Source organism: Nodosilinea sp. LEGE 06152 (assembly GCF_015207525.1).
Lineage (GTDB): Bacteria > Cyanobacteriota > Cyanobacteriia > Phormidesmidales > Phormidesmidaceae > Nodosilinea.
Map to the genome: position 1 here is coordinate 119579 of NZ_JADEWR010000018.1, position 14394 is coordinate 133972.

The window sequence follows — 14394 nt, forward strand, 5'->3', positions numbered from 1 at the left end:
CGGCCGGGCCGCGCCTACGCCCCGGGCCGAGGAATGGTGATATCGATAGGCGTAACAGCGGTATTGGGGGCCAGGGCATCGAGACCGGGCTGAATATCCGCCGGGTTGCCAACTACCAAAATCACCATTTGCTCTGGGTTCAGGTGCGCCTGGGCGGCTGCCTGAATTTGAGCCACCGTTGTCTCGCGCACCTGGTCCTGGAACTGAAACACAAAATCTTGGGGATAGTCGTAGTACTCGTAGCGAATCAGCCGAGCCAGGGTTTGGTTAGGGCTTTGAAAGTTAAACACAAAACTGTTCAGCACGGCGTCTTGCGCCTGCGCTAGCTCGTCCGCACTAATAGACGTGGTGCGAATGCGGTTAATTTCGGCCATTGTCGACTGAATAAAGGGCACAGTGGCCTCAGAACGGGTCTGACCACCGCCCACAAATAGCCCTGGGTGGTCGTAGCGGGGTGCCCAGAAGGCGTAGACCGAGTAGGCTAACCCCTGGCGCGATCGCACCTCATTAAACAAACGCCCGCTAAAGCCATTGAGCACCTCGTTCATCACCGCCAGAGCAGCGTGGTCGGGGTAGTTGAGCTGCCCCCCCAGGTGGCCCAGCTGAATGTAGCTTTGAGTCAGCTGAGGTTGCGCCACGCTAAAGACACCGGCCCTGGCCTGCTCTACCGTCGGCAGCGTCGTATCTAGAGCCGTTCCGGTACTCTGCCAATTGCCAAAGTAGTCGGCAATCCACTGCTTCATCTGGGCGCTATCAAAATCGCCCACAATCCCCAAAATAGTCTGCTCTGGACGAATAGAAGCCCGATAAAACTGCTCAATATCCTGCCGGTTAAAAGCGGCTAGGGTAGCGTACTCCACGGTGCGGGCGTAGGGGCTGTTGGCCCCGTACACCAGCTTGCGAAACTCTCGGCTGGTAATGCCGTCGGGGTCGTCGTTGCGACGGGCAATGCTGCCGCTGTACTGACTTTTAAGGAAATCAATCTTGTCCTGCGCAAAGGCGGGCCGCTGCACCACATCGGCAAATAGCGCAAAGACATCGGCGGTATCCTCACTCAGGGCGCTAAAGCTGGCGCTGCCTTCGCTGGTATCAATGCTGGTTTCAATCGACGCGGCCCGCTGTTCCAGGGCTTGGTTGAGGGCATCGGCATCCAGGTTGGTGGTGCCTCCCAAGCGCATGGCCTCGCCGGTCAGGCTGGCTAGCCCAACCTTGTCGGCAGGTTCAAACCGGCCTCCGGTACGGAAGGTCGCGCTACCGCTAACCAGAGGCAGCTCGTGGTCTTCGAGCAGGTACACCACCATGCCATTGGGCAACTCGTAGCGCTCGTAGGCTGGAATCTCAATATCGCGCAGGGGCGAAAACTCTAGCTCATCGTAGTGGCGCGGCGTGAGGGCGCTAGCTGACGGCTGCCAGGCCAGCAACAGCACCCCCAACAGCCCGACCAGGGCCAACAGCGGCATCATTCTGCGCCGTAGGCTGCGACGGGTACCCATAAACCAGCTGATCGCGTTCATCACTATGCGTTCCAATACCGTAGGTCTGAAAGGTGAATGTCCTGGCCGCGCCTGTCTTGGCGAGTTGTCTACGCTGACGGTTGACTACGGGCGGTTGATTACAACTGTCGCCCGCCTGGCCTGCTTAGCCGCTACTCTGCTGGGGCTTGCACCAGCTTGCCCACGGTGCGGCTCTCAGCGCGAAAAAGGCTCTGGGCAACGCGCTGAATATCTGCTGCCTCAACGGCCTCAATAGTTTTGAGGTTGTTGAATATGTTGCGCCAGTCGCCGGTTTTGGCTTGATACTCGGCTAGCAGTGAGGCCATTCCCCCGTTGGAGTTCAAGCTCTGCAGTAGGCCAGCGCGGGCCTGCGTTTTGACGCGATCGAGTTCCTCAGGGCTAACGGGCTCCTGCTTCAGCCGCTCTAGCTCCTGGGTAAACAGCGACCCAATTTCCTCAGGGGTATGGCCGGGGGCGGTCAGGCCATAGATCAAAAAGATATTGTCGTAGCGATCGCCTGGAAACCCATTCAGGCTGCCGATGTCCAGGGCCACCTGAGCGTCGTCTACCACCGTCTCATAGAGCCTGGAGGTGCGTCCCCCCACCAGCAGGCTCTCAATCATGCCGTAGATCACATGATCAGGATGATTCAGGCTGGGGCGGTGGTAACCCTCCAAATACCAGGGCTCAGAGGGCAGCGCCAAGGAAAACTCCCTGGGGGCAGTCTGGGGTGGCTCATCAATCGTGGGCTCAGGCGGCACCGCTCGAGCCGTATAGCGGCCAAAGTAGACCGCTGCCAGCCGCTGTACCTCAGCGGGCTCAACGTCGCCTACGACGGCGACGGTTAGGTTGGCAGGGCCGTAATAGGTGTCGTAAAACGTTTGAATATCGTCGCGAGTGGCGACAAACAGGTCGTCTTGGTAGCCGATCACCGGGCGACGGTAGGGATGACTGACAAAGGCTTCTTCTAAAAACCGCTCAATCATGGTGCCAATCGGCGAATTGTCGACCCGCATGCGGCGTTCTTCGAGAATTACGTCCTTTTCTTCGTAAAATTCCCGAAACACCGGGTCTAAAAATCGCTCCGACTCCAGCGACATCCACAGCTCTAGCTTGTTGGCGGGCAGGCTATAGAAATAGCGAGTTTCATCGGCGGAGGTGGTAGCGTTCAGGCCCACGCCCCCAGCCTGCTGAACAATCTGGCCATACTGGTTTTGCTCGACAAAGCTGGCCGCCTCCTTCTGTAGGGTTGCTAGCTTAGTCTGCAGCTCAGCGGCTTGGGCTGTGTCACCTGCGGCTTGAGCGGCTAAAAAGTCGTCAAATACGGCATCAAGCTGGGTAAATATCGCCTGTTCGGCGGCAAAGTCTTTGGTGCCGATTCGGCTGGTGCCCTTGAAGGCCAGGTGCTCAAGGTAGTGAGCCACTCCGGTTTTGCCGTCGGCTTCGTCCACTGCGCCCACATTGGCGTGAATCATAAACGACACCACCGGAGCCTGGTGTCGCTCCAGCACAATAAACTTCATGCCGTTGTCGAGAGTGAACTCGGTCACCGCCTCGGCCACCCGGTCTAAGTAGGGCTGAATGGTTTGAGCCGTTTGAATCGGCTCCCGTGCGGCGGCTGGAGCCAAAGGCCACCATAACCATAGGGCTACCAGGGCTACCAGGCCTACTATGGCCGGACGCAGGCGACCTAACCCCGCACAAACACCCCGAACCATCGGCGGTTTTGCATTCATAAGCTGCACTCAAACAAATGGATTAGACCAAGTGAATTAAACTCCGACCTTCAGGATAATTGAGTCTGATGGACAATGACCACTGGCACCCACAGGGCTTGGGCATTAGCTCTAACCAAGCGTAGGACGGTTGTCAAAGCCTCAAATCCTGGGTAGAGTTCCCTTAGCGCTTTGTCTATAGACCTGCAAACGCAACCTCGCAGGCGCAACCCTGCAGGCGAGACGCCTACAGGAAGAGTAGGGATTTGGGGCGATCGCGCTTTCCATGCTCCCCACCGCTACAGCACGATTGCAGAATAGTCCCGTTAGAGCAGGTCCGGCCCACGCTATCAGCCATCATCAACTCGGTATTACTCAGTTACACCTGTTACAGATACATATAGGGGGCAGGCTTTGACACAGGCGGTAGGTGGCTCAAATTTGAGGCTGTGGGGCCAACGGGCCCTAGCCGCGATCTTTTTGTCGGGCCAAGTGGTTATTCATTTAATCTCTCGCCCCATACACCGTCGCAATACCCTAGATCAAATGGCGACCGTAGGGCCAGAGTCACTGCTGATTGCCCTGATCACGGCTGCCTTTGTGGGCATGGTGTTTACAATCCAGGTAACCCGCGAATTTCTCACGTTTGGGGCCGGGACAGCGGTAGGTGGCGTACTTGCCCTCACCCTAGCCCGAGAGCTGGGTCCAGTGCTAACGGCGGTCATTATTGCCGGGCGAGTGGGGTCAGCCTTTGCGGCCGAAATCGGCACCATGCGCGTTACCGAACAAATTGATGCCCTGCAAATTCTCAAAACCGACCCCATAGATTACCTGGTCATACCCAGGGTCGTCGCCTGCGCGCTCATGCTGCCGTTGCTCAACGTGCTGTCATTTATCACGGGAATGACCGGGGGGCTGCTAATTGCCACCAATCAGTACGACATTCCGGTTTCGGTCTTTCTAGATTCCGCCAAGAATTTTTTATCTATCTGGGATCTGGTCAGCTCGCTGATTAAGGCGTTTTTCTTTGGCATTTTAATTGCTGTTATCGGCACTAGCTGGGGGCTAACCACGACCGGTGGCGCTAAGGGAGTGGGGCAATCGACTACCACTGCCGTGGTGACCGCTTTACTGGCTATCTTTATCAGCAACTTTTTTCTCTCCTGGCTAATGTTTCAGGGCACCGGTAGCGCTGTAATCAACAACTTTTAGTAGATTCTGCGTCAGGTTTAGCGACATAAGCTTTTTTCGGCATTGCTGAGTTGAGGCATGAATTTAGGCAAGGGGCGATCGACCGTAGAGCCTTTGGCTTGGCTGCGCCTACGGCCCTAGCAGCAAGGCTGAGTTTTTATTTATAGCCGTCACCACAAGGGCTAGAACGTTCTTTGTCGCTGTCTGTTGGCGATGGCTATACGCCAGCTCGCTGCCCCGGTTTTGCGGTTGATCGACGAACTGTCCTAAACGAACTAGCCAAAGCTGTACACCTACATTTAGCAATTCCGAAACTGCCTGTTACAGATCGGCTGGCTAACGCGATAGATCAATACAAGGGTGCGCTAGGCCCTTCGACACTTGCGCGGGAAAAACTGGATGAAAAAGCCACAGTGGAGTTCTTCTAGGGGGCAAGCCTCGAATAGAGAGTTTACAACACCATCTCTAGAGAGAGTAGACACAAAATCAGATGAAGTACTGGTACAGGAAGCACAGCACCATCCGGCTGCATTTGCAGAACTATACCGTCGCTATCTTACCCCTGTTTACCGTTACCAAATGGCACGAGTTGGTAATACCCATGATGCCCAAGATCTTACTGCCCAAACGTTTCTGGCTGCTCAAGAAGCTTTGACTAACTATCGCAATCAGGATAAATTTGCGGCCTGGTTGATGTCTATTGCCAGACGAAAATTAGCCGATCACTTTCGCCGCAAACGACCTACCCTGCCGCTGGAGATGGCAGACTACGTTGCCCAACCATCTGTTAGTGCCGAAGATTTAGTCGATCGCCAGCTGTATCTACAGCAAATTAGCCAGGCGCTGGAGCGGCTTACCCCCAATCGCGCTGAGGCGATCGCCCTGCGGCTGTTTGGAGAATTTAGCACAGCGGAGGCAGCCCAAATAATGGGTAAAAGTGAAGCGGCTTTTAGAATGCTGGTCAGCCGTGCTCTAGATGACTTGCGAACCCATTTATCTCCCACCAAAGGAGGCAGCCATGACTTCTAATTACCATGACGAAAACGACGAAAACCAGCAGGCTGAGGCCCTAGACAATCTGATCACGGCACAACAGCAGGGGCGATCGCTGCCCGCACCCAAGAGTTTACCGTCTGCTAAATCAGACCTGGTGGCTGATTTGATTTCGCACAGCAAAGACATTCATCCCGACCCCGGCTTTGTTGCCAGCCTAGAAGCAGAACTCTTGCAGCGGCAGTCATTGCTTATGGCTCAACCACAGTCCACCCACGCGTCAAACTCTTCCAGCGGTCCACAGAGTTTGCCAATCGCTCAACTGCCAACGCCCTCTACATCTAAGCGAGGAAGTCGACCTATGAGACTGACCAATCCGTTTCGCTCTGCTCAACAGTCCCTAGTTACCCTAGCTCTGCTCGTTGTGGCGGTTGCCACAATCGCCACTCCTTTAGGACGAAGCTTAGCCCTGGAGTTTATTCATGTCTTTAACCAAACCAGAAGCGATCAAGTGGGCCAGCAAGACAACTCACCCAATGCTCAACCTCGCTCATTAACTCCCTCAGAGCTAGCGGCGCTACAGGCTGAGGTCGAGGCTGAGATTAGAGAAACGACAACTGTGGCTGAAATGGAAGCTGAGCGTGGGATTGAGCTAAAAGAACCCAGCTTCATTCCCGATGGCTTTGAGCTAAAGGAAGTGGTCTCTCCCTTCTCTGAAATTGTTGCGTTGAACTACAGAAATACTCAGACCAACGCTCGCTTTATCGTGACTCAACAGCGCCTAACAGCTAACGGTTCTCCTATTGTTGGACCAATTACGCTGGCTGCATCTAGCGAGAGCGACAGCCAAATATCGCTCATGTGGTCAAAAGAACCTATTTTAGATGACGATCCAGCGTTAGCTGGTGGCAGCCCGATTGGCGCTAGTGCAGAAACTGAGCCAATACGAGTGGGCAGCGTTTTGGGTGAATACGTCGAAGGAACCTGGGCAGAAGTTATCTCACCCGATGGAGGTATACAGGGAATGCAGTGGACTGATGACACCAACTTTCGTCAAATTCAGTGGCGTGAGGGAGAGGTGCTGTTTCAAGTCGTTACTCCCAATGCTATGGACCAGGAGGAGTTAGCAGCGATCGCTCGTAGTTTGCGTTGAGAACCACCATGAAAAGACAGTTTATTTGGATCTTTGGCTACCTGGTAATAGGCAGTAGTTTACTTTCTCAAAAGAGCCTTGCTGAAGAATCTTTCTCAACCTGGACGGCCTGTAGAACAGTCTTGGAGGAGCAGCAGCACGATCTTTCACTCGATTACAATGCTTTTGATCAGTCTGCTGCCCAAGGATGGCGGCCATTGGCTGTCATAGAGTGTTACCGCGAAGCGGCTGAGTTAATTGTCAGCTATCTAGATTCCAACCCCGGCTTAACGGGCAATGAGCGTGAGATTTTGGCATTTCACGCCGGGCAAATGCTTGCCTATGACAACGACTATGACTCAGCAATTTCCTTTTTTGAGCAGTCCTTTTTTCCGCAGGGTGAGCTGCCCTTAGACTTTAAACCCTATGCCGATGCCTGGGATGCCTATGTCAATGCAACAATTGCATTTCTTAGGCAAGACCAAGCAGCACTGATGGCCTATCGTGCTGATGTTGCTGCGGGGCCAACCCTCAACGGCGAACAGCCCATGAACCTAGAGGTGGTCGATCGCCTCATCGAAAATTTTGGTAAGCCCTACCGTCAAGCCTATGGTGGGCGTTGATTCTGCACGAATTTTAGGAGAGCCAATGCGTAGGACCGTGAAGAGATGGAGTTTTACTTCGCTAGCAGTTTTATCCCTGCTGCTGAGCTGGCTGATATTTAGAACAACTATCGCTGTAGCGCAACAGGTTGCTGACCCTAACTTTGATCCAAACGTTAACCATCCCGCGTACACTGCCGAAGCTCCACGCGTACTTTTTGATGAGGCGCATCTTAATTTTCATAGCACTCAGGGGCTATACAGACCTTTTGTTCACCTCGTTTCTAATGATGGTTATGAGGTCATACCAAATCGGCAAATTTTTCAACCAGAGACGCTAGTGGGACATGACATTCTTGTCATTGCCAATGCGTTTGGCCAACGACAGGGGCAGCATGCTTTTAGCGAACAAGAGTGCGATGTCGTTAGCAACTGGGTTGAGGCAGGGGGGTCACTACTTTTGATCGCGGACCACAAGCCGTTTGGCAAAGCAGCAGAGAATTTGGCATCCCGCTTTGGCATCGATATGAGCGACAAATTCACCATAGATTTGTCCTCTTACAATCAAGACTTAGGCGTCCCTAGTTTTCTGTGGTTTACGCGTGAAAACGGCCTGCTAGGGGAGCATCTGATTACCCAGGGCCGCAACTCAGCTGAGCAGGTTAATCAGGTTATGACGTTTACAGGGCAGTCGTTGTCCATTCCCCCTGAGGGTCAAGCTCTGTTGCAGCTGTCTGCTTCAGCGATTGACTTAGAGAATCGGTTGCGAAATGCAGAAGATCTCCGGGCCGGGCAGGGGGTGTCTGCTGCGCTTAGGGCTCAAGGTGTCGCTTTACAGGTTGGTCGAGGACGAGTCGTTGTGCTGGGAGAAGCCGCTATGCTGTCGGCCCAGCTGATTACAACCTCAAATGAAGGTCCGCTTCCCATCGGTATGAGTTACCCGGAGTCAGATAATCAGCAGTTTGCCCTCAACCTCATGCACTGGTTATCTGGATTGCTGAGCTAACGCGTAGATGCTCCTTTCACTGTTCTGCTGTAGAAGCGATGCGCAGAAAAGCCTGATGAGGCTTCAAACCGTCATCAGGTTTGGCGTTTAGCATTTCGCTGGACAAATTAAGCGGCGCTGCGGCGCTCGCGCTGCGATCGCGAGTAGGGCACCTGGCGCTAGCAGCGGGGCCTCTTATACTTTTAAGTACAGTATCGACGTTGATAAACCGTGACCTCTACCTCAGCTTCGACCTATACCGATTTGCCCCCTAGCTACCGCATTCCCCTGGCGGTGATTGGGTTAGCTATCCCCCTGGCCTTTGTGAAGCTGTGGCTGGGCGGTCTGGTGGGTGCCTTTGGCCTGTTCCTGCTGGTGCAGACGCTCACCCTGACGCTGCGATTCACCGACACCGCCCTGGAGGTGTACCGCCGCGAAACGGTGATTCGCACCTTTCCCTACGCCGATTGGCAGCACTGGGAGATTTTTTGGGGGCCGGTGCCGGTGCTATTCTATTTTCGCGAGGTCAACAGTATTCACTTTTTGCCGGTGCTGTTTGGCCCCAGCGAACTACGGACCTGCCTAGAGACTCACTGCGCAGAGGCTCAAGATTCACAGTAGCCGACTGCTGAGGGCGAACCTGGCTCTCATCTGATACCCTGACATCAGGGTCTATGGGAACCGTTTATGACCGCAGAGGAGCTATCAAAATCGGGCTTGGGGCCAGACAGCGTTGGCGGCAACGGTAGCCCCGATGCTGGCTTGAGTCTAGGCTCGACTGACTCGGCCGGTCTCAAGTCAGACTGGAGCACTCGGATTGACGCCCTGCGCCAGCAGGAAGTCGACCTGAAACGCAGCATTGCCGATCTGCAATCGGCCTACAACCGGCTCACTCAAGACCAGTTTCAAAAAATTCAGACTGATATTGGCCGCATGGTGCAGCAGGGCACAGCCGACCTAGAGCAGCGCAAACGCTCCCTGCAAAAAGAGATTGAAACCCTAGAGCGCCGTCAGGAACGAATTCAGACTGAAATGCGCACTACCTTTGCCGGGTCTTCCCAGGACTTGGCTGTGCGAGTACAGGGGTTTAAAGACTACCTGGTGGGCAGCTTGCAAGACTTGGCGGCAGCGGCAGAGCAGCTTGAGCTAACCCCATCGGCACGTTCTAGAACAGCACCTGAGGTCGAAGAAAGGGCTGAGGGGCGAGGGAGTGTCGGCACTGGCGCTGACAATCGCTCAACTTCTGCCCGTCGAGGTGTTGCCGAGTCTACCTCCGTTCAGCCTGCCTTTGCTTCCAATGTTTTTCAGGATCAAACCGAGCGCATTCGCAGCCTGCTCGACCAATACCGCATGCGCCCAGATTACTACGGCCCCTTATGGCAGCTGCGCCGCACCTTCGAACCGATTCACGCCGAGCGGGTTTCAAACTGGTTTTTTGCCCAGGGCGGTCGCGGCGCGGTTAAGAGCATGGGCAGCCGTCTGCAGAATGTGCTGGTGGCCTCAGCGGCGCTGTCGATCCTATACGCCCTCTACGGCAATCGCCTGCGCACACTGGTGCTCTCCAACAGCCCCGAGCGGCTGGGCGAATGGCGACGGGGCCTGCAAGACTGTCTGGGCATCTCTCGGGCTGACTTTGGCACTGGCCAGGGGGTAATGCTATTCGATGCGCCAGAGCCCCTGGCTCAGCGAGCCGATCGCATCACCGCTGAGAATGGCTTACCCTTCATTGTGGTAGACGAGGCCGAGTCAGTGATTAGCCTGGCGCTGCTCCAGTTTCCGCTGTGGTTAGCCTTTGCCCCCGATCCGATGAACCCGGCGGCTGAGTATGACTATTACTAAATGTGACTACCAAAGATGACTACTAAGGCGTGCTAGTAAGGCTAGGGCGCTGATACCCCAAGGGTCGTGAGCAGCTGATCGACAACCCGATCTAAAGCGACCGATCGCGACGCCTTCAGCAACACGCGATCGCCCGGCTTCAGTATGGCTAGCAGGTGTTGGGCAAGGCTGCTGTGATCGTCAAAGGCCGTAGCTTCAACCCCCTTGGCCGCTTCGGCTAAAGCCACCGCCTCGTCAGGATCCGCCAAGACCAGCAAGTGCTCCAGCCCCAGCTGGCTGACAACTCGGCCAACCTGGCTATGCAGCGCTACGGATTGCTCCCCCAGTTCCTTCATGGTGCCCAGCACGGCAATGCGTCGCTGACCTGGAGTTTCGGCCAGCAGGTGAAGGGCGGCGGTCATCGACTCGACTCCGGCATTGTAGGTTTCATCGAGTAGCACTACGTCATTGGGCAGCACCACCCGACGGGCGCGACCGCGGGGCAAATCGACCGTCAGGCCTGCGCTCAGCCCGTGCCAGTCGAGGTCGAGGGCCTGCATAACGGCGATCGCGGCCAGCAAGTTCAGGGCATTGTGGCGACCTGGCAGGGGTAGGGGCAGCTTAACCCCTGCCACCTCCAGGGTTTCACCGTCAATCAAGTGGCCCTGCACATCCCCACCCTCCAGGCCAAAGGTGATCGTGCGTCCGGCCCACACCGTATTGGCGGTGGTTATCAGCCGGGTATTGTCGTGGTTGAGCACCGCTGTAGCCCGGGCGGGTAGCTCCGCCAGGAGTTCACATTTGGCATCGGCAATGGCCTGCTCGGATCCTAATCGGCCAATGTGAGCGGTGCCCACGTTAGTGATGACTGCCACGTCGGGCACGGTAATGCGGGCCAATCGAGCAATTTCTCCCGGCCCTCGCATGCCCATTTCAACCACCGCAAAGTCGTGGTCGGGCTGCAGCTGCAGCAGGGTTTTGGGTACGCCAATGTCGTTGTTGTAGTTGGCTTGGGTTTTGTGCACCCGCCCCTGGGTGCCCAGGGCGGCAGCAATCAGCTCTTTGGTGGTCGTTTTACCCACCGACCCGGTAATGGCCACAACGCTGGCCCTCTGCTCGGTGCGCCACCATTGGCCCAGGGCCTGATAGGCCACTAGGGTATTGGCCACCGGCAAACAGGGCAGGTGAGACAGGTGTTTGCCCTGCTCTACCACAGCGGCGATCGCGCCATTGGCGATCGCCTGCTCCACGAACTCGTGGCCGTCAAAGCGCTCGCCCACCAGCGCTACAAACAGCGCATTTTCTCGGAGATCTCTTGTATCTGTGGTGATATTAGATACTTGTTGGTCCCGTAATAACAGTGGAATTTGATCTAGAGGAGCCTGAATGGCCGCTGCGAGGGTAGCTAGCGACGAAAAACCCATAGCTTCTACCTAGCGTGCTGTAGCAGAGATGGCACCATACCAGGTTTTTACCAAAGTTTGGCCCAAAGTAATTTGATTGTAAGGGTATCCGGGTGAAGATAATCTGCAAAACGTGCCAAAACTCGGTGTTTTGGGCCTCGGGTTGGGTTCAGCAACGATCTGCAAGCGGCTACAGGGGCTGGTGATGGTTCTGAGCCCTCTTCCCAGCGGTACGGCCTTAGTCTACGGTTTAAAACGCTGAACTGATGGAGTGAGGTATTTCATCGGCCGACCGATGTGGATTGGGAAGGAGTTTATGGTTACCTTATGGTCTGGTAGCAAACTTTACCGGAATTTCGTTAACGCCCCTGACATAATCTCAGAAACTAGAAAATTCACGCAGTAGTCTTAAGGTATTCGAGCGGTATACCAGTGTAAAAACTGACGCGGACATGCGTTCCTAGGGCTTTTAATTAAGTCTAAGGACTGTTACTGCCATCAAAACCGTGCATCTTCCAGCTGCGTATTCTAACTGTTGGTACATTCCAAAGTTTTTCTCACTACAGTCTGTGGGGGCCTAGACGCATAAGCCTACCTGTAGGTGGGACAAGGGCGGTGAATCCGTGAAGACAAAAGCGACCTATAACAATCGAATTACTACCGCTGACGAGCAGCGCCTGTACAGCCATCTGCTGGCCTGTGTGGCGGTGGAGTCTCCCGATGCCATGATCGATCGGTTTCAGGCGCTGTTTCTGGACGGGTGTGGCTATCCCGATCGCGATGTAGTTGCTGCGCTCGACCGCCTGCTGGCGAACCAGGAGATTGAGGACTACTTCCGCTTCATCCTCAATCGCTGCTGCCACATTTTAATCAATCGCTGGCAAACCAACACTCAGCTACAGCCCGCTATTCCAATTTTGGTGGAGCTGTTAGAGACGGCACCCAACAGCCGGGTCTCAGAACTGGCGCGATCGCGATCGGTTCGCCGCCTGCGCCAGGTTACCGAGGGCTTTCGCGATACGGAGCAGTACCTGGCCCTGAAGCGCTTGGCCTGCATCATTGAGGCGCGTCACTCGGCGCTGCCCCGCAACCGCCAGGCCGAAGTGGTACCGCTGGGGGCGCTGATCAACCGCTACCCCTACCTCTACGAGCACTGCCTGGTGACTGAAGACAGCGACCTTCAGCACCAGCAGTACGTGCGCAATATGCAGGTTGAGGCCCAGCACAAGTTTGAGGTCGACCTGACCCACTATGTCACCTATCGCGTGCGCCAGAGGCGGCTGCACCGCCAGGGCCAGACCGACTGCCTCGGCAAACTGCGGGTAGTGCATAACCCAACTCTGCTGAACGACCAGGAGCTGGTGTCGTCGTTGAAGCAGTTTGCGCGTCGTCGTGACCACGGTCAGAGCTACCGCGATGGAGCCCAGCGCTTTTTGCTGACCCACAACCAGGGGGCCTCGTTTCGTGAATTTAAAGAAGATCTGTTTGACTACATCATTGCCGATGTGAATGTCGGCTACAGTCAGCGACAGTTCAAGTCGATGCTGCAAGACCATTTGCTCTCTACCTTCGCCGACAGTGACGGTAGACCCGTCGATGACTTCCTCAGGGTGCGAACCTGTAGTAACCTGTTCAATTTCTTGGTGGTTGACCCCTCCGCTGGCCGTCAGCACTATGTCTTTCTCGACCTCATCAATAACCTTGGGCCTTTGCAGACAACAGGGTTACTGCTGAGAATTCTGCTGATTTGTCAAAAGGTGAGGCCTTTTCTAGAGCGGCGTTTCTCGATTTTGTTCAACCACTACGAAACCGCCTCTAGTGAGACGGTAGCCTGGTTGGTCAATATGTTTGAGAACATCAATATCGCCCTGAGCCTCAACTTTGGCAGCGTTGACCTCTCCCACACGAACTCCCGCTAGTTGAGGACGGGTGTTAGAGTCGTAGCAGGTATAGCTTTCTATCGCTTCACCCATGTACGACCTCGTTTCTGCCGCCCTGGGGGCTCAGCAGCTAACCCAGGCCGCCCAGCTGATTAAGCAGTGGCAGCAAAAGACCCCCCAAGACCCCTGGCTCAAGCTAGCAATGGGCCAGTATTGGGAGGCCAAGGACGAGTTAGAAAAAGCCCAAATTACTTACACTCGACTGCTGCAAAGCACCGCCAACACCAAGGTGCTGGTCAACGCGCGGGAGGGGGTGCAGCGGGTGCGCGATCGCCTGGCTCAGCACCGGGAGCACGACCTCAATGCGGCTAAGCAACAGCCAGGGGCGATGGGGGCGGCGGTGCTGGCAATAGAGCCAGTCACAGGCGATCGCCGCGAAGCTGCGGCCCTGGCCCTGGCTCGAGTGATGCAAATTGATGCCTATACGGCCCGCACTCGGCTGCCCAGCAAGCACTGGCGATTGCTCAGGGTAGGGCCAGCGGGAGAACTGCAGTACTTTTGTGAGCGGCTACAGGCTGAGGGTGTCCCAGCCTGCTGGGCTACGGCGGAGCAGATCAAGGGGTTGACTACCTTTCGGGTGCAGGCTATTCAGGCGGTAGAGCCACAGCTAACGGTAATCTGCCAAAACGATGCGGGTCAGCAGGGCACCATTCAGCTAGCCTGGAGCGATATTACCCAGTGGGTAGTAGGTCAGCTGCCCATCTACGAATCTATAGTCGATCTTGATGTCCGGGGCAGGCTGAAGCGCAAGGAGGCCACCCAGGACTACGGCGAGGTGATCGACTGGCACCTGCATCAGCGGGGCTGCGTGCTGCGGTTTTGCGATCGCACCTACAAATACCGCGACGCTGTTCCTTTGCCCCCGGCGGCGACGTTTCCCTCGCCGCTGATTGCCGCTACAGCTTGGAAGGCGATGAAGGCTTACTTTGAAGACTGTATTATGCTAAGCCCCGTCACCGACTTTAGCGGCTTTGGCGAAAGTGCCTTTGAGTTGATCGAGTTGCTGCCCCCGTTTAAGGCCCACGTAGATCTGGCGCGATCGCTGCCCTCCCCGTGGGATGGAGCCTTTCACCTCTACAGCAGCCTGCGGTTTTTGGCCGCTGCTTCCTAAGGGGAACCCAA

The 14394-nt window shown here is 55.6% G+C and carries 12 protein-coding genes; 9 read left to right on the forward strand and 3 right to left on the reverse strand.

Annotation, left to right across the window (positions count from 1 at the left end; all coding sequences use genetic code 11):
• Window positions 1–14: 14 nt before the first annotated feature.
• Both IQ265_RS21625 and IQ265_RS21630 read right to left on the reverse strand, forming a co-directional pair.
• Window positions 15–1463, reverse strand: coding sequence for a pitrilysin family protein (locus IQ265_RS21625; RefSeq protein ID WP_194057561.1), 1449 nt, complete (start codon window positions 1461–1463; stop codon window positions 15–17).
• Window positions 1464–1645: 182 nt separating this feature from the next.
• Window positions 1646–3229: a pitrilysin family protein gene (locus IQ265_RS21630; protein WP_228038267.1), complete on the reverse strand. Its 1584-nt coding sequence runs from the start codon at window positions 3227–3229 to the stop codon at window positions 1646–1648.
• Window positions 3230–3622: 393 nt separating this feature from the next.
• On the opposite strand from IQ265_RS21630, the gene IQ265_RS21635 reads away from it, so the two are divergent.
• From IQ265_RS21635 to IQ265_RS21665, 7 genes are all read left to right on the forward strand, one after another.
• On the forward strand, window positions 3623–4420 hold the full coding sequence (locus IQ265_RS21635; RefSeq protein ID WP_194057414.1) for an MlaE family lipid ABC transporter permease subunit: 798 nt from the start codon (window positions 3623–3625) through the stop codon (window positions 4418–4420).
• 378 nt (window positions 4421–4798) lie between these two features.
• Entirely contained in the window at window positions 4799–5428 is a 630-nt protein-coding gene (locus tag IQ265_RS21640) for an RNA polymerase sigma factor (RefSeq protein ID WP_194057415.1), read from the forward strand.
• Entirely contained in the window at window positions 5418–6545 is a 1128-nt protein-coding gene (locus tag IQ265_RS21645; RefSeq protein ID WP_194057416.1) for a hypothetical protein, read from the forward strand. The genes IQ265_RS21640 and IQ265_RS21645 overlap by 11 nt, the downstream gene beginning before the upstream one ends.
• Before the next feature lie 8 nt (window positions 6546–6553).
• A complete protein-coding gene (locus IQ265_RS21650; RefSeq protein ID WP_194057417.1) occupies window positions 6554–7147 on the forward strand; it encodes a hypothetical protein in 594 nt (197 codons plus the stop codon).
• The gene (locus IQ265_RS21655; protein WP_194057419.1) at window positions 7134–8132 is read left to right on the forward strand and encodes a hypothetical protein; all 999 of its coding nucleotides are present in this window, start codon (window positions 7134–7136) and stop codon (window positions 8130–8132) included. The genes IQ265_RS21650 and IQ265_RS21655 overlap by 14 nt, the downstream gene beginning before the upstream one ends.
• A gap of 210 nt (window positions 8133–8342) precedes the next feature.
• Entirely contained in the window at window positions 8343–8732 is a 390-nt protein-coding gene (locus IQ265_RS21660; protein ID WP_194057420.1) for a DUF3119 family protein, read from the forward strand.
• Between the two features lie 66 nt (window positions 8733–8798).
• Window positions 8799–9950: a DUF3086 domain-containing protein gene (locus IQ265_RS21665; protein ID WP_194057421.1), complete on the forward strand. Its 1152-nt coding sequence runs from the start codon at window positions 8799–8801 to the stop codon at window positions 9948–9950.
• Window positions 9951–9991: 41 nt separating this feature from the next.
• Here the strand turns inward: IQ265_RS21665 and murF are convergent, their stop codons facing one another.
• Entirely contained in the window at window positions 9992–11353 is a 1362-nt protein-coding gene (murF, locus tag IQ265_RS21670) for a UDP-N-acetylmuramoyl-tripeptide--D-alanyl-D-alanine ligase (RefSeq protein WP_194057422.1), read from the reverse strand.
• Between the two features lie 602 nt (window positions 11354–11955).
• On the opposite strand from murF, the gene IQ265_RS21675 reads away from it, so the two are divergent.
• Window positions 11956–13251: a hypothetical protein gene (locus IQ265_RS21675; RefSeq protein WP_194057423.1), complete on the forward strand. Its 1296-nt coding sequence runs from the start codon at window positions 11956–11958 to the stop codon at window positions 13249–13251.
• Window positions 13252–13303: 52 nt separating this feature from the next.
• Window positions 13304–14383 (forward strand): tetratricopeptide repeat protein, encoded by a 1080-nt coding sequence (locus IQ265_RS21680; RefSeq protein ID WP_194057424.1) that lies wholly within the window; start codon window positions 13304–13306, stop codon window positions 14381–14383.
• Window positions 14384–14394 lie beyond the last annotated feature (11 nt).